This window comes from Streptococcus downii (genome assembly GCF_004353325.1).
GTDB lineage: Bacteria > Bacillota > Bacilli > Lactobacillales > Streptococcaceae > Streptococcus > Streptococcus downii.
Genome location: NZ_MZNX01000008.1, coordinates 259,932 through 283,728, shown reverse-complemented (window position 1 = coordinate 283,728; position 23,797 = coordinate 259,932). Strand labels below are relative to the sequence as shown.

Below are 23,797 nucleotides of genomic sequence, written 5' to 3'. Positions count from 1 at the left end.
TTTTCTTAAAAAGAGAAATTATAACTCTTTTTCAAAACGATTTCGCACATAAACGAGGGATAGACAAGACAGAATAATAACCCCGCTTCCAATGATCAGAAAAGAAGAGAGATGAACACTTGGCAACACCGTCATAAAGCCTTTTGCAATCGGCATAAATAGGATGGCTAAGGTAAAAATTGTGCTTAGTACCCTTCCCAAGTATTCCCCCTCAACCTTGGTTTGAACCTGAGTAAAAAAGTGAATGTTAAATATCGTCATAAACAGTTCACAAACTAAATTTCCAGAAAAGGAAAGAAAAGTTGGCAGTGGTAACCCCATCATAAAAACTCCAACTCCAGTCAAAGCCAATAGAATCAAAAGATTATAAACACCTGCCTTTATTTTGCTAGCTAGAAGAGCTCCAATAATTGAACCAATAGCGCCCATAGTCAAAATAGTTGCATAAGCTCCTTCTACCCCGTATAGTCGATTTGAAAAAGGGAGGAGAAATTCAAAAGCTGCAAAAAAAAAAATTAACACTGGAAGCTACTAGCAAAAGGAAAAAGATCTCTTGCTGGCGCCAAATATAGCGAATCCCTTCTTTCATATCAGCAAAAATATTTTTCCAACTGAAAGTCTTTTTCTCTTGTAACTGAATCTCTTTTTTGGGAAGAAAAGCTACTAATGTAAATGCGATGAAAAAACTAATGGCATCTAAAACAAGCGTCATATGGAGACTGGCAAATTGTAAAACGAGGAAAGAAAGTACAGGGGAGCTAACGCCTACAACCTGCAAAACGAGCTCTAAGCGAGCATTATAGGTCACAATCTCGTCTTTTTCTACAACCTCAGTTATAATGGCTTTATTGGCTGTACGAGAAAATGCAAAGGCAATCGCCTGAACTATATTTGCGAAGATCAGAGCAGCAATCATCAAGCTATCATTTCTGATGAAAGAAATAGCTAAACAGAGAATGCCACAAATCAAATCCGTCGTCATCAAAATTTTGCGACGCGAAAAGCGGTCTGAAATCACTCCGCCAAAGGGATTGACTAGAATTGATGTAACTAACTCAGAAATTTGGTAAATTCCAAGAACAGTCTGTCCTATCGTCCCCATCGATGCCAACCAAACACTGTTTCCATAGTCATAGAGCATATTCCCTATTTTATTAATAGCCCCACGACTAATCAACTGGATTGCATGTCGATTCACATAAAAAGCTCCTCTCAAATTTTGAAACTATTGTATCAAAACTGAAAGGAGTCTCTTTAAATTTCCCTTATTTGGGAAATTTAAGCATTTACAAATTTTTCATAATGTTCCTGATAGTAAGCCACTTGCTCTGGAAGTCCAAGCACAGCAAAAATATGCATGGCCTCCCGCATCTGACTACAACCCTCTTCTTTCAAGTCTCTCTGGTAGAGGGCGAAACCTTTGAGATAATGGAAGATATTGCGCTCATAAAGCTTGATACCATTTCCAATTAACTTCTCCACATAGCCCTCAAAATAGTCCGCATCCGCAAAGGATCGATTTTCCAAACAATGCTGGTAACAGTTAAGAGCTAAAATCAAAACAAGTTTTCGATGCCGACCAATTTCCTTGTAGTAGTCTTCCCTCTCCATCACTTCTCTGCCAATTCGAGCCACATAGTCCACATTGTAGAAAGTATAGAGATTTCCGAAAAGAATCAACTCATACATAGTCCACTCTTCTGTTTGAAAAAGATAATCTGCTACCTTTTCCAAATCACTCTGCCTCATCGTGTAACGAGCATCTCTTTGGCAAATCAGTCCTTGTAGCAGAATCCAATTCAGCTCAAAATAGAGGGGATTGGTCGAACTCTTAGCCTTTTCAAGTTGTTCTCTTTGAAGCTTTTGAAAACCTGCAATATCATTTGAGTAGTAAAGCGGAATAATCTGTGCCATCAAGGCAACATGTTCATGATTTTGAAAATCCCTAGCCTTGTCCATGAAATTTTCAATAGTCACATGAATATTATCCAAAATTTCAAAGAAACGGGAAACTGCTAAATCAGACTCACCAAGCTCAAAGCGAGATAACTGAGAGGTCGAGCAAGAATCGCCCGCTGCTTCCTTTAAAGAGTAGTTCCCACTGGTTCGAAATTCACGAAATACTTTTCCAAGATGTTCCATCTTTACACCTGCTCTGATAATTCTTCCCACTCAAGCATGGCTTCTTCCTGACGATGGCTGATTTTTTCCAGTTCAGCCTGCATCTCCATGAGTTTTTCAGCGTCATTGGTTTCCAACATTTGTTCAGAGATGGCTTGGCTTTTACTTTCTAGTTCTTCGATTTCAGATTCTAAACTTTCGATTTGTCGCATGAGTTTGCGGGCTTCTTTCTGACTTTCTTTCTGAGCCTGATAATCATTAACTGGACTTTCTTCTTTTTCTTGATTGCTAGTTGAAGCTTCCGCTGTCTGAATCGCTTCTACTTCTGCTTTCTTTTCAACATAGTAGTCGTAATCCCCAAGGTAGAGGGTTGAACCATTTTCGGACAATTCCAAAACATGAGTGGCTACACGATTGATAAAGTAACGGTCGTGACTGACGAAAAGAAGGGTCCCATCAAAGTCAATCAAGGCATTTTCTAGCACTTCCTTGCTATCAATATCCAAGTGGTTGGTCGGCTCGTCAAGAATTAAAAAGTTGTTGTTTTCCATAGAAAGTTTGGCAAGTAACAAACGAGCTTTTTCGCCACCTGACAGCATGCCAACTGATTTCTTAACATCATCTCCTGAGAAAAGGAAGGCTCCAAGTCGATTACGGATTTCAACCTCTGGTGTTAGTTTAAAATCATTCCAAAGTTCATCTAGGACACTATTGCTTGGTGTTAGCTTGCTTTGAGTCTGGTCATAGTAACCAACCTCAACATTGGCACCAAAACGCTTCTCTCCCTTGATAAAAGGGATCTGGTCCACAATAGACTTGATAAAGGTTGATTTCCCGATGCCGTTTGGTCCGACAATCGCAACAGCATTCATCTTACGAAGGTCTAGGTTGATAGGCTCTGAAAATATTTCCCCATCATAGCCAATAGCCGCATTTTCAACGGTTAAAACGACATTTCCAGACGTTTTTTCCGACTGGAAGGTCATGTTGGCTGATTTCTTGCCAGCTTCAGGCTTGTCCAAACGCTCCATTTTTTCTAGTTGTTTACGGCGAGATTGGGCACGTTTGGTCGTTGAAGCTCGGACTAGATTGCGATTGACAAAGTCTTCTAGAGCCGCGATTTCCTTCTGTTGCTTTTCATAGTTTTTTGCCTCAGTAGCTAGCTTTTGCTCCTTTAACTCAACAAAGCGAGAGTAATTACCTACATAACGATCTAAGGAATGCTTAGTCAAATCGAGTGTAACCGTCGCAACCTTATCCAAAAAGTAACGGTCGTGACTGACAATAATGAGTGCACCACTATAATTTACTAGGTAATTTTCCAACCAGGCAATGGTTTCGATATCCAAGTGGTTGGTTGGCTCGTCCAAGACCAAGAGATTTGGCTTTTCAAGGAGCATTTTAGCCAGTGCAAGACGAGTATTTTGACCACCTGAAAGCTCAGCAATTTTCATCTGCCACATAGACTCGTCAAACTTGAATCCATTCAAAATCGCTCGAATATCAGCTTCGTAAGTAAAGCCACCATCCTGGCGGAAATTCTCTGACAAACGATCATAATCCGCCATCAGTTTATCCAATTCAGCGCCAGACTTTTCACCCATCTCCAGTTCCATCTGACGAAGTTGCTTCTCAGTCCGACGTAGATCATCAAAGACATGGAGCATTTCATCGTAGATGGTATTTTCAGACTCAAAACGACTATCTTGGGCTAGATAAGACAGAGAAATATCTTTTTTCTTATTGATTTCTCCACTAGTTGGCTCCTCTTCTCCAACCAAAATCTTCAAAAGTGTGGACTTACCAGCACCATTTTTTCCAACAAGAGCAATTCGGTCTCGTTCATCTACTTGCAGGTTGATATTATCAAACAAAAGCTCGCCTGCAAAAGAACGTTCAATTTTATTAGCTTGTAAAATAATCATATAGGTAGTATAGCATGTTTCCCTAAGGGGTTCAAGACTATAGAATCCATTTCATTTCAAGCTTTTTCAGAAAGTTATGCTAACGTTTTACTAAAATGATAAATCGTGATATAATGAAAGCGATTAAAAGAATTTACAAAAAAAGGAGATCCTCTATGACTTACCAAGAAAATTATCAAAAATGGTTAGATTTTGCTGAACTTCCAGACTACTTTCGTCAGGATTTGGAAAACATGGATGAAAAAACAAAGGAAGACGCCTTCTATACCAATCTTGAATTTGGTACTGCAGGTATGCGTGGCTTAATAGGTGCTGGTACAAACCGCATCAACATCTACGTTGTCCGTCAAGCGACTGAAGGTTTAGCTCGTTTGATTGAGTCAAAAGGTGGAAACGAAAAAGAACGTGGAGTAGCAATTGCCTACGATAGCCGTCACTTCTCACCTGAGTTTGCCTTTGAATCTGCGGCAGTTCTTGCTAAACACGGTATCAAATCTTACGTATTTGAAAGCCTTCGTCCAACTCCAGAATTATCATTCGCTGTTCGTCACCTCAACTGTTTCGCAGGTATCATGATTACTGCCAGCCACAACCCTGCTCCATTTAATGGTTACAAGGTTTACGGTGAAGACGGTGGACAAATGCCTCCTCACGATGCGGATGCTTTGACAACATACATCCGTGCTATCGAAAATCCATTTGCTGTCGAAGTTGCTGATGTAGAAGCTGAAAAAGCTTCTGGTTTGATTGAAGTAATTGGTGAAGCTGTCGATGTGGAATACCTTAAAGAAGTCAAAGATGTAAACATCAACCCAGCCTTAATTGAAGAATTTGGTAAAGACATGAAGATTGTCTACACACCACTTCATGGTACTGGTGAAATGTTGGCTCGTCGTGCTCTTGCCCAAGCAGGATTTGACTCTGTTCAAGTCGTTGAAGCGCAAGCAACTGCCGACCCAGACTTCTCAACTGTAAAATCTCCAAACCCAGAAAGCCAAGCAGCTTTTGCACTTGCTGAAGAACTTGGTCGTCAAGTTGGTGCAGATGTTCTTGTCGCAACTGACCCTGACGCTGACCGTGTTGGTGTTGAAGTTCTTCAAAAAGATGGTAGCTACCTCAACCTTTCAGGTAACCAAATCGGTGCTATCATGGCTAAATACATCTTGGAAGCCCACAAAAATGCTGGAACTCTTCCTGAAAATGCAGCCCTTTGCAAATCTATCGTATCAACTGACTTGGTAACTAAGATTGCTGAAAGCTACGGCGCAACCATGTTCAACGTTTTGACTGGTTTCAAATTTATCGCTGAAAAAATTCAAGAATTTGAAGAAAAACACAACCACACTTACATGATGGGATTTGAAGAAAGCTTCGGTTACTTGATCAAACCATTCGTACGTGATAAAGATGCTATCCAAGCCGTTCTTGTCGTTGCTGAACTTGCTGCCTACTACCGTTCACGTGGTTTGACATTGGCTGACGGTATCGAGGAAATCTACAAAGAATACGGCTACTATGCTGAAAAGACCATCTCTGTTACTCTTTCAGGTGTCGATGGAGCTGAGCAAATCAAAGCGATTATGGCTAAGTTCCGTAACAATGCTCCAAAAGAATGGAACGCAACAGCTATCACTGTTGTAGAAGACTTCAAAGCACAAACTTCTACTACTGCTGATGGTATTGTAACTGCCTTAACAACTCCTCCAAGTGATGTTTTGAAATACACTCTTGCGGATGGTTCTTGGATCGCTGTTCGCCCTTCAGGTACAGAACCAAAAATCAAGTTCTACATTGCCGTTGTGGGCCAAAGCAACGAAGATTCACAAGCTAAGATTGCCAACATCGAAGCAGAAATCAATGCCTTTGTAAAATAAGCAAGATGAAAGATGAGATAAAACGATCTCATCTTTTTTTCGTATCAAATCCGAGCAATTTTAGAAACTTTGTGGCATACTAGTTTTATCAAAAAAAGAGAGGTATTCTTATGAATCAGTTTTTAGAAGATATTAAAGACCTTGAAGTGACTACAGTTGCACGTGCCCAAGAAGCACTCGATAATAAAGAAACAGCAACCTTCTTCATCGGTCGCAAAACTTGTCCTTACTGTCGTAAATTTGCTGGCACATTGGCAGGTGTCCTAGCTGAGACCAAAGCCCACATCTACTTCATCAACAGTGAAGAACCAAGCCAACTCAATGAGTTGCAAGAATTCCGTTCACGTTATGGAATCCCGACTGTTCCAGGCTTTGTCCACGTTGCAGATGGTCAAATCAATGTCCGTTGCGACTCTTCAATGTCAGCACAAGAAATCAAAGAATTTGCAGGATTGTAAAAGACAATAAAAGAAGGCACTCGCCTTCTTTTTTATATATCTGTCAGTGGTGTTGCGGTATCTGGGGAAGTATCGTAAACTTTAAAGTCTACTCCTACACCCAAATCAGCTTGTGCTAGCTGATTGACCATGGTCATATGAGCCAGTTCCTTGATATTGTTCTCTTTGGACAAATGCCCAAGGTAGATTTTCTTGGTTCGATTTCCCATTGCACGAATCATGGCCTCAGCACCGTCTTCGTTAGAGAGGTGACCAAGATCAGATAGGATTCGCTGTTTGAGTCGCCAAGCATAAGAACCTGCTCGCAAGATCTCCACATCATGGTTGGACTCGATGAGGTAACCGTCAGCATTCTCGACAATTCCTGCCATACGGTCACTAACATAACCTGTATCGGTCAGCATGACAAAGCTCTTGTCGTCTTTCATAAAGCGATAGAACTGCGGTGCGACTGCATCATGGCTAACACCAAAACTCTCGATGTCGATATCTCCAAAGGTTTTAGTTTTGCCCATCTCAAAGATATGCTTCTGCGAAGAATCCACCTTACCGAGGTACTTGCTATTTTCCATAGCTTGCCAAGTTTTTTCATTGGCATAAAGATCCATGCCATACTTTCGAGCCAATACACCAACTCCATGAATATGATCTGAATGTTCATGCGTAATCAAAATCGCATCCAAATCTTCAGGTTTGCGATTGATTTCGCTCAAAAGACTGGTGATTTTCTTACCAGACAAGCCCGCATCCACTAAGATTTTCTTTTTTGGGGTTTCCAGATAAAAGGAATTTCCACTGGAACCTGATGCCAAAATACTGTATTTAAAGCCTTTTTCACTCATTCTAGTCTTCTATTTCGTCCTCCCATATTTCTTCTTTTACGGCATCCTTATCATAAGGGAGCACTATGGTAAAGGTTGAACCCTTACCGTATTCGCTTTTTGCCCAAATAAAACCATTGTGTTGTTTGATGATTTCTTTCGCGATAGCCAGACCCAGACCAGTTCCACCTTGTGCACGACTTCTTGCACGATCCACACGATAAAAGCGGTCAAAAATCTTCGGCAAATCTTGCTTTGGAATACCTAGACCTTGGTCTTTGATAGATAAAATCATCTGGTCTTCAGTGGTTTTCATGCTGACAGTAATTTTCCCACCATCTGGTGAGTACTTGATGGCATTGTTGAGAATATTATCAATCACCTGGGTCATTTTATCGGTATCAATCTCGATCCAAACTGAATTGATTGGGTAATCTCTAACCAGCTCATATTTTTTCTCTTCATCCTGGCTCCTCATCTTATCAAAGCGATTGAGGATAAAGGTGATGAAGGCTGTAAAATTAATCAATTCCACATCCAATTGAGTGGTCGCATTATCAATACGAGAGAGATGCAAGAGATCTGTCACCATCCGCATCATACGGTTGGTTTCATCGAGCGAAACCTTGATAAAATCAGGAGCAACAGGATCATACAAGGCTCCCTCGTCCAAGGCTTCAAGATAGGACTTAACACTAGTCAAAGGTGTCCGCAACTCATGGCTGACGTTAGAAACAAAGAGTCTCCGCTCACGCTCTTCCTTCTCCTGTTCAGTCGTATCGTGCAAAACGGCAACCAAACCAGAGATGAATCCAGACTCACGACGAATGAGTGCAAAACGCACACGAAGACTAAGATATTCTCCATTAGCATTTTGGGAATCAATCATCAATTCAGGAATCTGTGTAATGAGGTCACGCAGCTCATATTCATCCTCTATCTTAAGCAATTCCAGGATGCTTTTGTTCAATGCTTCTTCTTTTACGATACCCAGCTGTTTCTTGGCCATATCGTTAATCATGGTAATTTGACCACGGCGATTGGTCGCTAGTACTCCATCTGTCATATAAGAAAGAATACTGTTAAGCCTTTTTGTTTCTTGCTCCAAATTCTCCTGCGTTAAACGAATGACCTCAGACAAGTCATTAAGATTATTGGTGATGTTGGTGATTTCAGAGCTTCCCTGCATATCCAATACTCGAGAATAATCCCCTGCAATCAAATCTTTAATCTTTTGATTAACCTGCTTTAGACGAATATTATCCCGACGATTTTCCAGTAACAACAAGGTTACCACCAAGATAAAGCCAAGTAAAATCAGGATAAAGATAAAATCACTGGTCAGAATCGTTTGTCTAATATCTTCAATCATTATTTCTCATATAGTAACCTACACCACGACGGGTTAGGATGTATTCTGGACGGCTTGGAGTGTCTTCGATTTTTTCACGCAAACGTCGGATGGTCACGTCCACTGTACGAACATCACCAAAATAATCATAGCCCCAAACAGTCTCAAGCAAGTGTTCACGAGTAATGACTTGACCAATGTGAGAGGCCAAGTGGTACAAGAGCTCAAACTCACGGTGAGTCAAATCCAGTTCCTCACCGTATTTCTTAGCCACATAAGCATCTGGAACGATTTCCAAATCGCCAATCTGTAGGGGTTGGGATTTCTTTTCATCAGTTTCTTGACTATCCACTGAAGCGAGGTCCGTACGACGGAGCAATGCCTTCACACGCGCTTGCAACTCACGGTTTGAGAAGGGCTTGGTGACATAATCATCTGCCCCAAGTTCTAAACCGATAACCTTGTCAAACTCGCTATCCTTAGCTGAGAGCATAATGATAGGCACACTGCTCGTCTTACGAATGGCTTTGGCTACTTCTAAACCATCGATTTCAGGTAGCATCAAGTCTAGGATAATAATATCTGGTTGCTCTGCCTCAAATAGCTCGATAGCTTCTCTACCGTTAAAGGCTGTTACAACCTCATAGCCTTCCTTGGTCATATTGAATTTAATAATATCTGAGATTGGTTTCTCATCATCTACAACTAATATTTTTTTCATATGTTCACCTTTTCTCTATCTATTATAACAAAAAAATGTAAAGAAGGCACAAATGACTAATATCGGCCCTCATCTTCAAGAACTGTTTTATAAGCCTGCCAAATCTTTTGTTGAGGTTTAGCAAATGGATAATCAGAAAATTCCTGAGGAGAAACCCAGCGAATTTCTCTGTCATCAAACTGTTTCGAATCTGTCACCTGACCCGCTAGGATTTGAATATGCCATTTCCGATGGCTAAAGACATGCTTGACTTGATCAAATACTTGATGGGACCAATTCACTTCTAAATCATAATCCTGCTCAAAACTTTCTTGGGGTGTTGGACCGAAAGTAACGCTTTTTTCAGCGACCTGAGCAAACAGATTCAGCTGTTCCTCTTCCTGTGAGAACTCCTCTACTTCTATCAAGGGGAAATGCCAAAAACCAGCTAGCAGTTTCTCACTTTCATTTTTCTCGAGTAGATATTGACCTCGATTATTGCGCACAACCAAAGCCTTAAGATAAATAGGAAGAGGCTTTTTCTTGGGTTCTTTAATCGGATAAGAATCCATGGTTCCATTCTGATAGGCTGCGCTAAATTCCTTAACAGGACTTTCTTCTGGTCGAGGATTAACTGGGGCCTCTATATCAGACCCTAAGTCCATCAAGGCTTGATTAAAGTCTCCTGGTCGTTCTGGATCAATCAAGATTTCCATCATAGCTTGGAAGATCTTTCGATTGCTAGGAACTCCGATATCATGATTGACCTCAAACAAGCGAGACAAAACTCGCATGACATTGCCATCAACTGCTGGCTCGGGTAAATTAAAAGCGATACTGGAAATTGCTCCCGCAGTGTAGGGACCAATCCCTTTTAAACTAGAAATTCCTTCATAGGTGTTTGGAAATTGACCACCAAAGTCAGCCATAATCTGCTGAGCCGCAACCTGCATATTACGCACTCTAGAATAATAACCTAACCCCTCCCATGCTTTCAGCAAACGCTCTTCAGGCGCATTAGCCAAACTTTCCACTGTCGGAAACCAGTTCAAGAATCGTTCATAGTAGGGAATAACTGTGTCTACTCTAGTCTGTTGGAGCATAATTTCAGAGACCCAGATATGATAAGGATTTTTACTTCTACGCCATGGTAAATCCCGTTTGTTTTCATCGTACCAGTTGAGGAGTTTCTCACGGAAAGAGGAAATCTTCTCCTCTGGCCACATGTCAACACCGTATTCTTTCAAATCTAACATATATCTAGTATAACATAGAAGCTTCTAACTGTCCTTTTCTCAGTACTAAAAAGCCCCTTCCTTTAGTAGAAGAGACTCCATTTCTTATTGATTGATTGCTTGAGCTGCTGTGATGAGCGTTAATTTGTAAACATCATCTGGGTTACATCCACGTGATAGGTCGTTGACTGGTTTATTCAATCCTTGTAGAACGGGACCGATAGCTGCGAAACCACCTAGACGTTCAGCTATTTTGTAGCCGATATTTCCTGCTTCGATACCTGGGAAGATGAAGACATTTGCTTGACCTGCTACATTGCTACCTGGAGCTTTTAGGGCTGCTGTTTCTGGGACGAAAGCTGCGTCAAATTGCAATTCCCCATCAATCTCAAGGTCTGGACGTAGATCGTGTGCTAATTTAGTTGCTTCAACCACCTTATCAACACTATCACCAAAACCAGAACCTTTTGTAGAATAGCTTAGCATAGCGATTTTGGGTTGAATCCCAAACATTTTGGCAGTAATTGCTGAGTTAATAGCAATTTCAGCCAGAGCTTCTGCATCAGGATTAATATTAAGGGCACAGTCACCAAACAAGTAACGTTCTGTACCACGCACCATAAGAAAAGCTCCTGAAGTACGAGTTACATTTGGACGCGTTTTGATAATTTGAAGAGCTGGACGAACTGTTGAAGCTGTTGAGTGAATAGCTCCTGATACCATTCCATCTACCAAGCCCATATAGACAAGCATAACACCAAAGTAGTTGACATCTTCTAGTAAGACCTGACGTGCTTCTTCTTCCGACATTTTTCCTTTACGACGTTCTACGAGTGCAACCACCATGTCTTCAAATTGAGGATAATGATGTGGATCAATCACTTCATAACCATCCATGATCCCTTCGATTTCAAGATAAATTTTAATTTTTGCAGGGTTTCCAAGCAAAACAGGAACAACTTCCGTTTCTTTTACTAAGCGTTTTGTTGCTTGAAGGATACGTGGTTCTTCCCCTTCAGGTAGAACAATACGAGCATTTTTGCCAACTAAACTGGCTTTTAGACTTTCAAAAACTTCCATGAGTTTCTCCTTTAAGATAATTAATTATACTCAAAATAGATTTTAAAGAGTATTAGTTGATAACTGAGTAATAAGATTGCTGAAATCATCCGGTAATGGGCTTTCTAGTTGTAAATCTTGCTCTAGAAAGGGATGATAAAAAGATAAATAATGGCAATGCAAGGATTGGCGCTGAATACCGTCGTCTAGGCTGCCTCCATAGAGATCGTCTCCCAACAAAGGAAAGCCGATATGAGAAAAATGCACTCGGATCTGATGAGTTCGTCCAGTATGCAGGCGAATATCAACTAGGTGAATATCTCCATAAGACGCTACAACTTTGTAAGACGTATGAGCGTATTTCCCACCTTTGGCAACCCGTCTTGTGATAATAGAATCTTCATCACGCGCAATCGGGGCGATAATCTCCCCTTCAGGCTCCAAGACACCAGCTCCTTTAACTAAAGCAAAATACCGTTTTTCGATAGACTTTCGTTGCAACTGCTTGTCTAAACGTGCATGAGCGTAGCCGTGTTTGGCAAAGAGCATCAAACCAGATGTATCTCTATCAAGCCTAGTCACGATGTGAACTTGCTGGTTTTCATAGTTTTGCTTGACATAGTAGCCCTTGATAAAATTGGCAATGGTATTGGAATGATTGACACTGGGGATGGAAGCTACTCCATAAGGCTTATTCAAAACCAGAAAATGGTCATCCTCATAGAGAATATCCAGTGGTCGATCAATAGCTTCAAGGCTCTCAAACCCTTCCTCTGCAGGGATATCAATAGTTACCCTGTCTCCAATATCTAAGAGATAAGTCGCATTTTGAGGTTGGCCATTGACCAGTATAGCCCCGCCTCGAAACTTAATCTTAGCCAAAAGTCCCTTAGAAACCTCGTGTTTCTTGAGAAAAGTTTTGACTTTGACATGTTCATCTGCTATAAATTCAAACCTCATTCGTCCACCTCGCCGATGAAGGCATCTTTGACACGATTCCAGAAACTAGTGTGACTTGGAGTCGCTACGAAGTGAATCTTGTGATGGTCGATTTGATACTCAATCCGTTCGATATTACGGAAGGAATAGACGCTGTTATCGACTGATATCGTGTGGTAATCATTGCGTGTCGGCAAGAGTTCAATCTTATCTTTTTTGGGAATAATGATCGATGATCCCAAAGTGCGATAGACTCGGTTGTTAAGACTCGCTATCTCAGTCAACTGCAAGGCTTCAATGGTAGGATGCAAGACAGCTCCACCCAAGGACTTGTTATAGGCAGTGCTTCCAGTTGGCGTTGAAACAGTTACTCCATCTCCTCGAAATCGCTCAAATGGAACATGATTAATGATGATATCCGCAACCATGGTGCGATCAGACCTGCGGATGCTGGCTTCGTTTAATGCACGGAAGGTCTTAACTTCTCCGTTTTCAAGTGTCACCTTGACATTCAAAACAGGATAGGAAACCTTGGCACCAGTATCCAGTTGGAGATTGGTAACCAACTGGTCCAACTCAAAGTCACGATAATCCGTATAAAATCCTAAATGTCCTGTATGTACGCCAATAAATCGAACTTTATCTAACTGATTCTCGTACTTGTGAAATGCAGACAAAAGCATCCCATCCCCACCAATTGATATGACGATGTCAGGATTGGTGTCGTTGAGTATAAAATGATGTTTTTTCAACTGGTCTTTCAGCTCATACAAAACCTTTTGACTCTGCGGTTTTCTATTTGCAATCAGATCAATTCGTTTACCTGTATTCTTCATCTGTATCGTCACTATTTCCTACACCGTCGTTTAGTTTTCTACTCAAAGGATCAAAGAGAGCCTGCGCTTCCTGGATGTCATCTCGAATCTTACCCATTTCTTCATCTAGTTGATAAGCAATTTTGGCCGTGATTTCTAGTCTTTTTTTGATTTCTTCTGGAAAATCTCCCTGATACTTATAATTGAGCGAATGCTCAATGGTAGCCCAAAAGTTCATAGCCAAGGTCCGGATTTGAATCTCGGCCAGAATCGTCTTAACACCACTGATGGTGTCAACTGTATACTCTACCACCACATGATAGGAGCGATAGCCCGAAGCCTTACGATGGGCGATATAATCCCGTTCCTGAACGACTCTCATATCATGGCGTTTGCGTAAAATCGCAACAACTTCCTGAACATCATCGACGAACTGCACCATGACCCGCAAACCCGCGATATCCTGCAAGTCATGTTCCAAAGTATCGTAGCCAATCCCTCTGCGATTCATTTTTTCCTTAATACTTTCAATCGGCTTCACCCGTCCAGTAACAAACTCAATCGGAGAGTGCTTGTTTTGCTTACGATATTGTTTTCGAATTCCACGAAGCTTAATCTTCAATTCACCAACAGCTTGAATGTAAGGATCTAAAAATTCTTCCCATTCTATGGTCATATTTTCTCCCTTTTGGTATGTGATTGTGTTGTTGAAAATTTTTGATTTTTTCACTACAATCATATACAATAAATACATTGTCCATTATACCATAAATCGCTTTCAAAGATAGAAAAAAGGTTAGAAAAATGAAACATTTAGAAATTGAACTGAAAACACTACTGAAAAAAGAGGATTACGATCATTTAAAAGAACAGTTTTCTCATATCCAACCCGTCCTACAGAAAAACTACTACATTGATACACCTGATTTCCAGTTGCGTGAAAAAAAGGTTGCCATGCGCATGCGCACCTTTTCAGATTGGGCGGAGTTGACCTTGAAGGTGCCACAAACTGTAGGAAATATGGAATACAACCAGAAACTGAATCTTCCAGAGGCTGAATCATACCTGGAAAAACAAAAACTTCCTCAAGGGGTCGTTCTAGAGGAACTTGCTAAGATTGGTATTCTAAGCCAAGACTGGTTTGTTCTGGGCTGTCTTGCAACTATTCGTTACGAAATGGAAACGTCGATTGGTCTAATGGCACTAGATGAAAGTCACTACTTTGATCATACAGACTATGAACTTGAGCTTGAAGTCACCGACCATGAAAAAGGGAAAGCCGATTTTCAGAAATTCTTAGAAGAAAATCAGATCACTTATCAGAAAACTCCTTCAAAATTAATTCGTTTTATTAAAAGCATGAAAAAATGCTGAAATAATCTCCATTTTCTGGTAAAATAATGGAGATAAAATATTTAGAGTTTACAGAGGACGGTCTATAATGTCAGATAGAAACAACATGAAACTTTTTGCACTTAATTCCAATCATGAAATTGCACAAAAAATCGCAGAAACGGTTGGTGTACCTCTCGGAAAATTATCTTCACGCCAATTTTCTGATGGAGAAATCCAAGTCAACATTGAAGAGAGTGTCCGTGGTTACGATGTCTACATCATCCAATCAACCAGCTACCCCGTTAGCAACCACTTGATGGAGTTGTTAATCATGGTCGATGCTTGTGTACGTGCAAGTGCTCATAGTATCAACGTTGTCCTTCCTTACTTTGGTTATGCTCGTCAGGATCGTATCGCTTCTTCTCGCGAACCCCTCACTGCAAAACTAGTTGCCAATATGCTTGTCAAGGCTGGTGTAAGTCGTGTTCTAACGCTTGACCTCCACGCTGTTCAGGTTCAAGGTTTCTTTGACATTCCAGTAGATAACCTCTATACAATTCCTCTCTTTGCTAAACACTACAGCGATAAAGGGTTGCTGGGATCAGATGTCGTTGTTGTAAGTCCAAAAAACTCTGGTGTCAAACGTGCCCGTAGCTTAGCTGAATATTTAGATGCACCAATCGCAATCATCGACTATGCTCAAGACGATTCAGAGCGTAGCCAAGGCTATATCATCGGTGATGTTGATGGCAAGAAGGCCATCTTGATTGACGATATCCTAAATACTGGACGTACTTTCTCAGAAGCAGCAAAAATCGTCGAGCGTGAAGGTGCAACTGAAATCTATGCGGTATCCAGTCATGGTCTCTTTGTAGAAGGCGCTGCTGACCTTCTTGATGCTACTAACATCAAAGAAATCCTTGTGACAGACTCTGTAGCAACCAAAGAAAGAACTCCGAAAAATGTGTGCTACATTACCGCTAGCGAATTGATCGGTGATGCAATCGTCCGTATCCACGAAAGAAAACCAGTTAGCCCACTCTTTGCATATAATAAAAAGGAATAAGGTGATTCTTTGATTTATTTGGACAATGCTGCCACTACTCCTATGTCAGCGACAGCCATAACAGCAATGACCAAGGTCATGCAAGAAACCCATGGGAATCCTTCAAGTATTCACAGTCATGGTCGCCATGCTGGTAAACTACTCCGTGAAGCCCGTCAGGAGTTAGCTCACTTACTAGGAACCAAGCCACAACGAATCTTTTTCACATCTGGAGGGACAGAAAGTAACAATACAGCTATTATCGGCTATTGTCTCCGCCATCAAGAAAGAGGAAAACACATCATCACGACAGCTATTGAACACCATTCTGTCCTTGAAACCATTGATTATCTGGTTCAACATTTTGGCTTTGAAGTGACCATCATCCAACCGGTAAATCAAGAAATCACTGCGCAGCAGGTTCAAGAGGCTTTACGTGACGATACCATCCTAGTTTCAACTATGTATGCCAATAATGAAACGGGTAGTCTCTTACCTATCGCTGAGATTGGACATATTTTACAAGAGCATCCTGCTGCTTATCATGTTGATGCTGTTCAAGCTATCGGGAAAATTCCTATCCATCCCGAGGAATTAGGAATTGATTTCCTCAGCGCTTCTGCCCACAAATTCCATGGACCCAAAGGAGTCGGATTTCTTTACGCTTCTTCCGCGGACTTTGATTCCTACCTCCACGGTGGGGACCAAGAACAAAAGAAACGGGCTGGAACAGAAAACCTTGCTGCCATTGTAGGGATGGTTGCTGCCCTCAAAGAAGACTTGGAGCATCAGGCTGAGCATTACCAAAAACTAAGTGCACTCAAATCGACTTTTTTAGAAGAAATTGCAGGTCTCGACTACTACCTCAATGAAAGTCAACACCAACTCCCTTATGTTTTCAACATTGGCTTTCCTGGTCAAAAAAATGATTTGCTCTTGCTACGGTTAGACCTTGAAGGAATCTCAATTTCTACTGGTTCTGCTTGTACTGCTGGTGTTGTGCAAACTAGCCATGTCCTAGAGGCCCTTTATGGAGCGAATTCCCATCGCTTAAAAGAATCTGTCCGTATCAGTCTGTCTCCTCTTAATACTGAGGAGGAACTGAAACAACTGGCACAAACCTTAAAAAATATTATTGGAGATTAATCTAATGGCATTTGAAAAAACCATTAAACTACAAAACTGCCGCTACAACTATACACTTAGTCCATCTGTCAAAAAATTCACACTAAAAGACAATACTTTCTTTGAAACAAAAGTCGGAAACTACGAACTGACTCGTCTACTTGAAAAAGTTCCCAACAGCGGTGAAGGTTTCCAACTAAAAATTATCATTAACAAGGAACTTACTGGAGCCAAGCTTAACATCACTGACAAATCTGGTCTTCGTTTGGTGAATATCTTTAAATCTGAAGAACACCATATCCACCAAGAGAAATTCTACTTCCTCATGGACAGTCTTGTAGAACGCGGAATCTTCACAAAAGAAGAGAGATGATTGGCTATGTTTCATTTGACTTATAAAGATAGCTATCAAGTAGAACGTACACTTGAATTTGCCGATTACGAAGAGCTTATGCTATCACTATCAGGCTGTGTTACCCTGCCCGACACTCTCCTAATCAGCTCCTTAACACTGAATGATAAAGTGATTTATCAAGGATTAGTTGGCGATCTCTACCGTTTTCTATCACAAACTAATTTTTCAGATTAAAACTAAGAATTCTCTTAGTTTTTTCTTGTTTTTGTTGATTTTTTCACAATGTTTCTATAAAATAGAAGAATAGAAAGGTTGTGATTTTGTGAAAGATAAACAGTCTGCTATTCCAAAAGCAACAGCAAAAAGACTCTCTCTTTACTATCGAATTTTCAAGAGATTTCATGCAGAAAAAATTGAACGTGCCAACTCTAAGCAAATTGCAGAGGCTATCGGTATCGATTCTGCGACCGTTCGGCGAGATTTTTCCTATTTTGGTGAACTAGGTCGTCGTGGATTTGGTTATGATGTCAAAAAATTGATGAATTTTTTTGCTGATCTCCTAAATGATAACTCAATTACAAATGTTATGCTGGTTGGGATTGGAAATATGGGGCATGCCCTTCTCCACTACCGCTTCCATGAGCGCAACAAGATGAAGATTATCATGGCCTTTGACCTAGATGACCATCCAGAAGTTGGCACCCAGACACCTGACGGGATTCCAATCTATGGCATCTCTCAGATTAAAGAAAAGATCAAAGAAGCAGATGTCAAAACTGCTATCCTAACTGTTCCAAGTGTTAAATCACAAGAAGTTGCCAATCTTTTGGTCGATGCAGGTATAAAAGGTATTCTCAGTTTTTCGCCCGTCCACCTTCACCTTCCAAAAGATGTGGTCGTTCAGTATGTTGATTTGACAAGCGAACTCCAAACTCTCCTCTATTTTATGCGTAAAGAGGATTAGAAAGCGAAAGCATTTATGAAAAAACCAGTTATTGGGATTACAGGAAATGAAAAAGCTCATCCAGATGATGATGTCATGATGAGCTATGCAGCAAAAGGCTTTGTTGAAGGAGTCAAGGACGCTGGCGGAATTCCAATCATCCTACCGATTGGTGATCAAGAAATGGCAAGCCATTACGTCGCTATGATTGACAAACTCATCCTAACAGGTGGGCAAAATGTTGATCCAAAATTCTATGGTGAACCTAAAACCATTGACAGCGATGACTACCATCTTCAAAGAGATGAATTTGAATTAGCCCTTATCAGAGAAGCCATCAAACAGAAGAAACCAATTTTCTCTGTTTGTCGGGGTACTCAGCTTTTCAATGTCGCCATGGGCGGCTCGCTTCACCAAGATATTGAGGATCATTGGCAGGACTGTTCAGCCGAATACACGACCCAACGCCTCGTAACGGAGCCTGATACAATTCTCCGAGAAATCTATGGAGAAATCTCTCATATCAACTCCTTCCACCACCAGAGCATAAAAGATCTAGCTTCAAATCTTAAGGTTGTAGCACATGATCCTAAAGATGGAATCATTGAGGCTGTAATAACTACGGACGGCTTTCCTTATCTTGGTGTTCAATGGCATCCTGAATTTCTATTTGAAAATCGTCCCAAGGATAAAACACTATTTGACTATGTCGTTAACGAACTCTAAATCAGATCCGTCTTTTCACGGTAACTAAAGTAATCAGAATGAGAGACAATCAGGTGGTCCAAGAAAACTATTCCCATCAGTTCACAGGCTTCCTTGACTAGCTTAGTGACATGGTCGTCATTTCGACTAGGAGATACAGCACCAGATGGATGATTGTGAACGAGAATCACCGAGGTTGCCATATGCTTCAAAGCATAGTGAAGGATTTCTCTCGGTTCAGCAATACTGCGTGTCGCAGATCCGATAAAGATGGTCTGCTGATGAATGATTTGATTTTGAGTATTGAGATAGAGCGCCACTAGGTGCTCTTGTTTCTTGTCGCCAAGTTCCTGTTGCATTTTCTTGGCTAGCTTTTGACTACTGAGAATACTTTCCATCTCAAGAGTTTCATGTTTGTGAATACGATGTCCCAGTTCAATCACCGCTTGTAATTCAATGGCTTTAATCCGTCCAATGCCTGACAGACTCTGCAATTCCTGCAGGGTCATTTTTTTTAAATCAGTTAGACCGTTGAGACTATTCAAGACTTTCTGAGCGATTTCAAAAACATTAGCTTGACGCGTTCCGGTTCTGAGCAGAATCGCTAACAATTCTTGATTGCTCAGGGCTTCTACTCCTTCTCTAACCAATCTTTCTCTCGGCAAGAGTGAATCTTCTTGGAATGAAATACTGTACATAAAAATCCTCCTCACTTTATTATTCGTGAGAAGGATGGAAAATTAGATTTTTTTCTCAATTGGGGCTACACTGGCTAGAAGTTTTTTCAGACCCACTTCTGGGAAATTGATTTTTAGTTCCTGAGTATCACCACTACCTGAAACTTCAAGGACCGTTCCCTCTCCCCACTTCTTGTGGAGAGCAATATCCCCAATAGACCAGTTGGTATCGCTTGAATCTTTTTTAGTTCTGGATGTAAACTGTCCAAACGGAAGACCACTTGACTGGATAGAGCTTGGTGCGGCATTTCGTTTCCGTTCTTGAAGGGCCTGAGCTAAGCTCATACCTTGACCGAAAGCAATCCCACCACTGCTATAAGAGGCTTTAAAGCTAGTATTCGCTGGACGGGCCAAACCTTGATACTCAAGCAAGTCCGAACTGATTTCATTGATAAAACGAGTTGGACGATTGTAGTTGGTACGCCCAAAAAGCAAGCGTGAGTTGGCATTAGTCAGATAGAGGATTTTCTCCGCGCGCGTGATACCTACATAGGCCAAACGGCGTTCCTCTTCCAGTTCATCCGGATCTTCTGCTGCACGACTAAGTGGAAAGACATTTTCCTCCATCCCAATGATAAAGACAACTGGGAACTCAAGTCCCTTAGCTGCGTGCAAGGTCATCAAGGTTACTTCTGATGTCTCCTGACTGCCCGAATCCGTGTCTGCAATCAAAGCCAAGTCATTTAAGAAACGACTGAGTTTATCTAAACCTGTTTCTTCTTCCTGACTATCAGGATTGTCGTCAAAATTCTTAGTAACAGATAGGAACTCTTCGATATTCTCAACCCGCGCCTTGCTCTCCAAGGTTGCCTGAGCATTAAGAATATCGACATAACCAGTTTTTTCTAGAACAGCCTCCACCAGCTCGGTGATAGTTAATTGATCCAATTGCTCCCGCAAATCCAGAATCATATTGGCAAAATCCCAGATAGACTGGGCTGCCTTCCCTTTGATTCCTGATAACATGATATTGGCTGAAGCGTCTAGCATAGACATGTTTTGAATATTCGCAAAGTCACGGATTTTCTCAACCGTTCCTGGGCCAATTCCACGTTTTGGTTCGTTGATAATACGCTCAAAACTGATATTATCACTCAGATTCGCAATGAGATTAAGGTAGGCGATAATATCACGGATTTCCTTACGGCTGTAGAACTTGGTTCCGCCGACCATAGTGTAAGGAATATTGGACTTGAGCAGGGCTTCCTCAATAGTACGGGATTGCGCATTAGTCCGATAAAGAACTGCAAAATCCTTGTGGAGGAAGTTTTGAGTGCGACCAAGTTCATCGATGGTTTTGGCTACAAAAACAGCCTCATCCTGTTCGTCATTTGCACGATAGTAAATAATCTGCTCCCCATCGGCATTCTGAGTCCAGAGATTCTTAGGACGACGGTTTTTATTGTTTTTGATGACGTCGTTGGCCGCTTGAAGAATGGTTTTGGTTGAACGATAATTTTCTTCTAGCAAAACCACCTTGGCTTGAGGATAATCTTTCTCGAAATCCAATATATTCTCCATATCAGCCCCACGCCAACCATAGATAGACTGGTCCGCATCTCCAACCACGCAGATATTTTTAAAGCGCGAAGCTAAGAGTTTGACCAGTTGGTACTGGGCATGGTTGGTATCTTGGTACTCATCAACATGGATGTATTGGAACTTCTGCTGATAGTAGGTTAAGACGTCAGGGTTCTGATCAAAGAGACGCAGGGTCAGCATAATCAAATCATCAAAGTCAACCGATTCTGACTGACGAAGTTCTTTTTGATAGGCTGTGTAACACTGGGCCACGATTTGCGTGTACATATCGCCAGCTTGAGCAGCATAAGCCACATCATCAATTAGGTCATTCTTAGCATTGGAAATAGTCCCCAAAATGGTCCGTTCATTCCATTTTTTCGGATCCAAGTTTAATTGCTTGAGAATGCGCTTCATAAGAGTTCGCTGTTCTCCTGGATCTACAATAGTGAAATTACGATTGTAGCCAATATGATCCGCATCACGACGCAAAATACGAACACACATGGAGTGAAAGGTCGCAATCAAACAGTCTTGGGTTGCTGGGTTGAGCACATAGGCACGCTCCTTCATCTCACGCGCAGCCTTATTGGTAAAGGTAATGGCCAAGATATTCCAAGGATTGACCATTTTTTCATCAATCAAGTAGGCGATTCTGTGAGTCAAAACACGAGTCTTCCCAGAACCAGCCCCCGCCATAATCAATAAGGGACCTTCGGTCGTTTGCACCGCCTCAGCTTGACGGTCATTCATTCCATTCAATAATGCGTTCATTTTCTCTTCCTTACTCTTGAAGTCAATGTTTCTATTATATCAGAAATCAGGGAAAATATCTTTACCTAGACTGGTTGCTTGTAGAAGAAAACTCTCTCATCAGCTGAAGATAACTCCTCATATCTAGATAAGAAAAAGAGCTTGGATAGCATTTCCAAACTCTTTAAATATCATCTAAATATTAGAACAATCCTAGAACGGTTCCATCACTTTCAACATCCATATTGAGAGCGGCTGGACGTTTTGGAAGACCTGGCATGGTCATAACATCACCAGTAAGGGCAACGATAAAACCTGCACCCAATTTTGGTACCAATTCACGAATGGTAATTTCAAAGTTCTCTGGAGCTCCAAGTGCATTTGGATTGTCAGAGAAACTGTACTGAGTTTTAGCCATACAGATTGGCAATTTGTCCCATCCATTTTGAACGATTTGAGCAATTTGCGTTTGAGCTTTCTTCTCAAAGTTCACTTTGCTACCACGATAGATTTCAGTGACAATTTTTTCAATCTTTTCTTGGACAGAAAGGTCATTGTCATAAAGACGAGTGTAGTTGGCTGGATTTTCAGCAATAGTCTTAACAACCGTTTCGGCAAGCGCTACGCCACCTTCTGCACCATCAGCCCAGACACTAGCCAACTCAACTGGAACATCGATTGAGGCACAGAGATCTTTCAAGGCTGCGATTTCAGCTTCTGTATCAGAGACAAATTCATTAATTGCAACAACTGCTGGAATACCGAACTTACGGATGTTCTCAACGTGGCGTTTCAAGTTAGCAAAACCTGCACGCACTGCTTCTACATTTTCCTCTGTCAAAGCATCCTTAGCTACACCACCATTCATCTTAAGGGCACGAAGGGTTGCGACGATGACAACTGCATCTGGAGATGTTGGCAAGTTTGGTGTCTTAATGTCAAGGAATTTCTCAGCACCAAGGTCCGCACCAAAACCAGCTTCAGTAACAGTATAATCAGCCAAGCGAAGGGCTGTGCTTGTTGCCAAAACAGAGTTACATCCATGAGCGATATTGGCAAATGGACCACCGTGTACAAAGGCAGGTGTACCGTAAATTGTCTGAACCAAGTTCGGTTTGATAGCATCTTTCAAAATCAATGCTAATGCTCCCTCAACCTGTAAATCACCAACAGTAACTGGTGTACGGTCATAGCGATAGCCAATAACGATGCTAGCCAAGCGCTTTTTCAAATCTTCAATATCAGTTGCCAAGCAAAGAATGGCCATGATTTCTGAAGCAACGGTAATATCGAAACCATCCTCGCGAGGAATACCATTTAGAGGGCCACCAAGTCCAACGGTAACATGGCGAAGGGCGCGGTCATTCAAGTCCACCACACGTTTCCAGAGGATACGACGTTGGTCAATTCCAAGCTCATTCCCTTGGTGTAAGTGGTTATCAATCAAGGCAGAAAGGGCATTATTAGCAGTTGTAATGGCATGCATATCCCCGGTAAAGTGAAGGTTGATATCTTCCATTGGCAACACTTGGGCATAACCACCACCGGCTGCACCACCCTTAATCCCCATTACTGGGCCAAGAGACGGTTCGCGAATAGCAATCATGGTTTTCTTACCAATCTTGTTCAAGGCGTCTGCCAGACCGATGGTAATGGTTGACTTCCCTTCACCAGCAGGTGTTGGGTTGATGGCAGTAACCAAGATCAATTTACCAACTGGATTGCTCTCAACTGCACGAATTTTATCAAAGCTGAGCTTAGCTTTGTACTTTCCGTACAGCTCCAAATCGTCGTAAGAAATGCCAAGCTTATCCACAACATCAACGATCGGCTTCAACTCAATACTCTGTGCGATTTCAATATCTGTTTTCATTCAAAACTCCTCTAACCTCTAATGTGATAATTCATTATAACACAAAAAAAGACTTTTAACACCTTTAAACTCTCAAAACGTTCGTAAATATCCTGAATTTCAAGATT

At 41.3% G+C, this 23,797-nt stretch carries 22 protein-coding genes and 1 pseudogene; 9 read left to right on the top strand and 14 right to left on the bottom strand.

The window, feature by feature from the left end; genetic code table 11:
* Positions 1-18 precede the first annotated feature (18 nt).
* From E2R31_RS05780 to E2R31_RS05770, 3 genes and pseudogenes are all read right to left on the bottom strand, one after another.
* Positions 19-1,198: pseudogene (locus E2R31_RS05780) on the bottom strand (MFS transporter).
* Positions 1,199-1,278: 80 nt separating this feature from the next.
* Positions 1,279-2,142 (bottom strand): Rgg family transcriptional regulator, encoded by an 864-nt coding sequence (locus E2R31_RS05775; protein ID WP_132973344.1) that lies wholly within the window; start codon positions 2,140-2,142, stop codon positions 1,279-1,281.
* Positions 2,143-2,144: 2 nt separating this feature from the next.
* Positions 2,145-4,046, bottom strand: a complete 1,902-nt coding sequence (locus E2R31_RS05770) for an ABC-F family ATP-binding cassette domain-containing protein (RefSeq protein ID WP_132973342.1) — start codon at positions 4,044-4,046, stop codon at positions 2,145-2,147.
* Between the two features lie 155 nt (positions 4,047-4,201).
* Between E2R31_RS05770 and E2R31_RS05765 the strand changes: the two genes are divergently transcribed.
* Complete coding sequence (locus E2R31_RS05765) at positions 4,202-5,920, top strand: phospho-sugar mutase (RefSeq protein ID WP_132973340.1); 1,719 nt, start codon at positions 4,202-4,204, stop codon at positions 5,918-5,920.
* A gap of 110 nt (positions 5,921-6,030) precedes the next feature.
* On the top strand, positions 6,031-6,378 hold the full coding sequence (locus E2R31_RS05760) for a DUF6568 family protein (RefSeq protein ID WP_084947992.1): 348 nt from the start codon (positions 6,031-6,033) through the stop codon (positions 6,376-6,378).
* 32 nt (positions 6,379-6,410) lie between these two features.
* On the opposite strand, the gene E2R31_RS05755 is transcribed toward E2R31_RS05760, so the two are convergent.
* The 8 genes from E2R31_RS05755 to yjbM form a co-directional block, all read right to left on the bottom strand.
* A complete protein-coding gene (locus tag E2R31_RS05755; protein ID WP_001290612.1) occupies positions 6,411-7,220 on the bottom strand; it encodes an MBL fold metallo-hydrolase in 810 nt (269 codons plus the stop codon).
* A gap of 1 nt (position 7,221) precedes the next feature.
* The gene (vicK, locus tag E2R31_RS05750) at positions 7,222-8,571 is read right to left on the bottom strand and encodes a cell wall metabolism sensor histidine kinase VicK (RefSeq protein ID WP_132973338.1); all 1,350 of its coding nucleotides are present in this window, start codon (positions 8,569-8,571) and stop codon (positions 7,222-7,224) included.
* Positions 8,564-9,271 (bottom strand): response regulator YycF, encoded by a 708-nt coding sequence (gene yycF / locus E2R31_RS05745; protein WP_132973336.1) that lies wholly within the window; start codon positions 9,269-9,271, stop codon positions 8,564-8,566. Before yycF ends, vicK begins: the two co-directional genes overlap by 8 nt.
* Before the next feature lie 56 nt (positions 9,272-9,327).
* Complete coding sequence (gene mutY / locus E2R31_RS05740; protein ID WP_132973334.1) at positions 9,328-10,506, bottom strand: A/G-specific adenine glycosylase; 1,179 nt, start codon at positions 10,504-10,506, stop codon at positions 9,328-9,330.
* Positions 10,507-10,590: 84 nt separating this feature from the next.
* Positions 10,591-11,565, bottom strand: coding sequence for a phosphate acetyltransferase (pta, locus tag E2R31_RS05735; RefSeq protein ID WP_000451592.1), 975 nt, complete (start codon positions 11,563-11,565; stop codon positions 10,591-10,593).
* Between the two features lie 42 nt (positions 11,566-11,607).
* Complete coding sequence (locus tag E2R31_RS05730) at positions 11,608-12,504, bottom strand: RluA family pseudouridine synthase (protein WP_084976275.1); 897 nt, start codon at positions 12,502-12,504, stop codon at positions 11,608-11,610.
* Positions 12,501-13,319: an NAD kinase gene (locus E2R31_RS05725; RefSeq protein WP_038806136.1), complete on the bottom strand. Its 819-nt coding sequence runs from the start codon at positions 13,317-13,319 to the stop codon at positions 12,501-12,503. The genes E2R31_RS05730 and E2R31_RS05725 overlap by 4 nt, the downstream gene beginning before the upstream one ends.
* Entirely contained in the window at positions 13,303-13,974 is a 672-nt protein-coding gene (yjbM, locus tag E2R31_RS05720) for a GTP diphosphokinase (RefSeq protein WP_132973332.1), read from the bottom strand. Before yjbM ends, E2R31_RS05725 begins: the two co-directional genes overlap by 17 nt.
* A gap of 128 nt (positions 13,975-14,102) precedes the next feature.
* Here yjbM and E2R31_RS05715 point away from each other — a divergent pair, with 128 nt between their 5' ends.
* The 7 genes from E2R31_RS05715 to E2R31_RS05685 all read left to right on the top strand — a co-directional run bounded on the left by E2R31_RS05715 (position 14,103) and on the right by E2R31_RS05685 (position 18,827).
* Positions 14,103-14,672, top strand: coding sequence for a CYTH domain-containing protein (locus tag E2R31_RS05715; protein WP_132973330.1), 570 nt, complete (start codon positions 14,103-14,105; stop codon positions 14,670-14,672).
* 67 nt (positions 14,673-14,739) lie between these two features.
* The gene (locus tag E2R31_RS05710) at positions 14,740-15,699 is read left to right on the top strand and encodes a ribose-phosphate diphosphokinase (RefSeq protein ID WP_132973328.1); all 960 of its coding nucleotides are present in this window, start codon (positions 14,740-14,742) and stop codon (positions 15,697-15,699) included.
* Between the two features lie 9 nt (positions 15,700-15,708).
* On the top strand, positions 15,709-16,824 hold the full coding sequence (locus tag E2R31_RS05705; RefSeq protein WP_132973326.1) for a cysteine desulfurase family protein: 1,116 nt from the start codon (positions 15,709-15,711) through the stop codon (positions 16,822-16,824).
* Between the two features lie 4 nt (positions 16,825-16,828).
* The gene (locus E2R31_RS05700) at positions 16,829-17,176 is read left to right on the top strand and encodes a DUF1831 domain-containing protein (protein ID WP_132973323.1); all 348 of its coding nucleotides are present in this window, start codon (positions 16,829-16,831) and stop codon (positions 17,174-17,176) included.
* A 6-nt stretch (positions 17,177-17,182) separates the two neighbouring features.
* A complete protein-coding gene (locus tag E2R31_RS05695) occupies positions 17,183-17,392 on the top strand; it encodes a DUF4649 family protein (RefSeq protein ID WP_125425490.1) in 210 nt (69 codons plus the stop codon).
* An 88-nt stretch (positions 17,393-17,480) separates the two neighbouring features.
* Positions 17,481-18,122, top strand: a complete 642-nt coding sequence (locus E2R31_RS05690) for a redox-sensing transcriptional repressor Rex (RefSeq protein ID WP_061417470.1) — start codon at positions 17,481-17,483, stop codon at positions 18,120-18,122.
* 15 nt (positions 18,123-18,137) lie between these two features.
* On the top strand, positions 18,138-18,827 hold the full coding sequence (locus tag E2R31_RS05685) for a gamma-glutamyl-gamma-aminobutyrate hydrolase family protein (RefSeq protein ID WP_132973321.1): 690 nt from the start codon (positions 18,138-18,140) through the stop codon (positions 18,825-18,827).
* On the opposite strand, the gene radC is transcribed toward E2R31_RS05685, so the two are convergent.
* The 3 genes from radC to E2R31_RS05670 all read right to left on the bottom strand — a co-directional run bounded on the left by radC (position 18,824) and on the right by E2R31_RS05670 (position 23,690).
* A complete protein-coding gene (radC, locus tag E2R31_RS05680; RefSeq protein ID WP_132973319.1) occupies positions 18,824-19,504 on the bottom strand; it encodes a RadC family protein in 681 nt (226 codons plus the stop codon). The two genes, E2R31_RS05685 and radC, sit on opposite strands and share 4 nt — an antisense overlap.
* A gap of 42 nt (positions 19,505-19,546) precedes the next feature.
* A complete protein-coding gene (gene pcrA, locus E2R31_RS05675) occupies positions 19,547-21,838 on the bottom strand; it encodes a DNA helicase PcrA (RefSeq protein ID WP_132973317.1) in 2,292 nt (763 codons plus the stop codon).
* A 181-nt stretch (positions 21,839-22,019) separates the two neighbouring features.
* Complete coding sequence (locus E2R31_RS05670; protein WP_132973315.1) at positions 22,020-23,690, bottom strand: formate--tetrahydrofolate ligase; 1,671 nt, start codon at positions 23,688-23,690, stop codon at positions 22,020-22,022.
* Between the last annotated feature and the right edge of the window lie 107 nt (positions 23,691-23,797).

What these genes read in the sequence shown, in the direction of transcription:
- E2R31_RS05775 (WP_132973344.1), bottom strand. Translation starts at nt 2,142, where the DNA reads ATGGAACATCTTGGAAAAGTATTTCGTGAATTTCGAACCAGTGGGAAC.
- E2R31_RS05770 (WP_132973342.1), bottom strand. Translation starts at nt 4,046, where the DNA reads ATGATTATTTTACAAGCTAATAAAATTGAACGTTCTTTTGCAGGCGAG.
- E2R31_RS05765 (WP_132973340.1), top strand. Translation starts at nt 4,202, where the DNA reads ATGACTTACCAAGAAAATTATCAAAAATGGTTAGATTTTGCTGAACTT.
- E2R31_RS05760 (WP_084947992.1), top strand. Translation starts at nt 6,031, where the DNA reads ATGAATCAGTTTTTAGAAGATATTAAAGACCTTGAAGTGACTACAGTT.
- E2R31_RS05755 (WP_001290612.1), bottom strand. Translation starts at nt 7,220, where the DNA reads ATGAGTGAAAAAGGCTTTAAATACAGTATTTTGGCATCAGGTTCCAGT.
- vicK (WP_132973338.1), bottom strand. Translation starts at nt 8,571, where the DNA reads ATGATTGAAGATATTAGACAAACGATTCTGACCAGTGATTTTATCTTT.
- yycF (WP_132973336.1), bottom strand. Translation starts at nt 9,271, where the DNA reads ATGAAAAAAATATTAGTTGTAGATGATGAGAAACCAATCTCAGATATT.
- mutY (WP_132973334.1), bottom strand. Translation starts at nt 10,506, where the DNA reads ATGTTAGATTTGAAAGAATACGGTGTTGACATGTGGCCAGAGGAGAAG.
- pta (WP_000451592.1), bottom strand. Translation starts at nt 11,565, where the DNA reads ATGGAAGTTTTTGAAAGTCTAAAAGCCAGTTTAGTTGGCAAAAATGCT.
- E2R31_RS05730 (WP_084976275.1), bottom strand. Translation starts at nt 12,504, where the DNA reads ATGAGGTTTGAATTTATAGCAGATGAACATGTCAAAGTCAAAACTTTT.
- E2R31_RS05725 (WP_038806136.1), bottom strand. Translation starts at nt 13,319, where the DNA reads ATGAAGAATACAGGTAAACGAATTGATCTGATTGCAAATAGAAAACCG.
- yjbM (WP_132973332.1), bottom strand. Translation starts at nt 13,974, where the DNA reads ATGACCATAGAATGGGAAGAATTTTTAGATCCTTACATTCAAGCTGTT.
- E2R31_RS05715 (WP_132973330.1), top strand. Translation starts at nt 14,103, where the DNA reads ATGAAACATTTAGAAATTGAACTGAAAACACTACTGAAAAAAGAGGAT.
- E2R31_RS05710 (WP_132973328.1), top strand. Translation starts at nt 14,740, where the DNA reads ATGTCAGATAGAAACAACATGAAACTTTTTGCACTTAATTCCAATCAT.
- E2R31_RS05700 (WP_132973323.1), top strand. Translation starts at nt 16,829, where the DNA reads ATGGCATTTGAAAAAACCATTAAACTACAAAACTGCCGCTACAACTAT.
- E2R31_RS05695 (WP_125425490.1), top strand. Translation starts at nt 17,183, where the DNA reads ATGTTTCATTTGACTTATAAAGATAGCTATCAAGTAGAACGTACACTT.
- E2R31_RS05685 (WP_132973321.1), top strand. Translation starts at nt 18,138, where the DNA reads ATGAAAAAACCAGTTATTGGGATTACAGGAAATGAAAAAGCTCATCCA.
- radC (WP_132973319.1), bottom strand. Translation starts at nt 19,504, where the DNA reads ATGTACAGTATTTCATTCCAAGAAGATTCACTCTTGCCGAGAGAAAGA.
- pcrA (WP_132973317.1), bottom strand. Translation starts at nt 21,838, where the DNA reads ATGAACGCATTATTGAATGGAATGAATGACCGTCAAGCTGAGGCGGTG.
- E2R31_RS05670 (WP_132973315.1), bottom strand. Translation starts at nt 23,690, where the DNA reads ATGAAAACAGATATTGAAATCGCACAGAGTATTGAGTTGAAGCCGATC.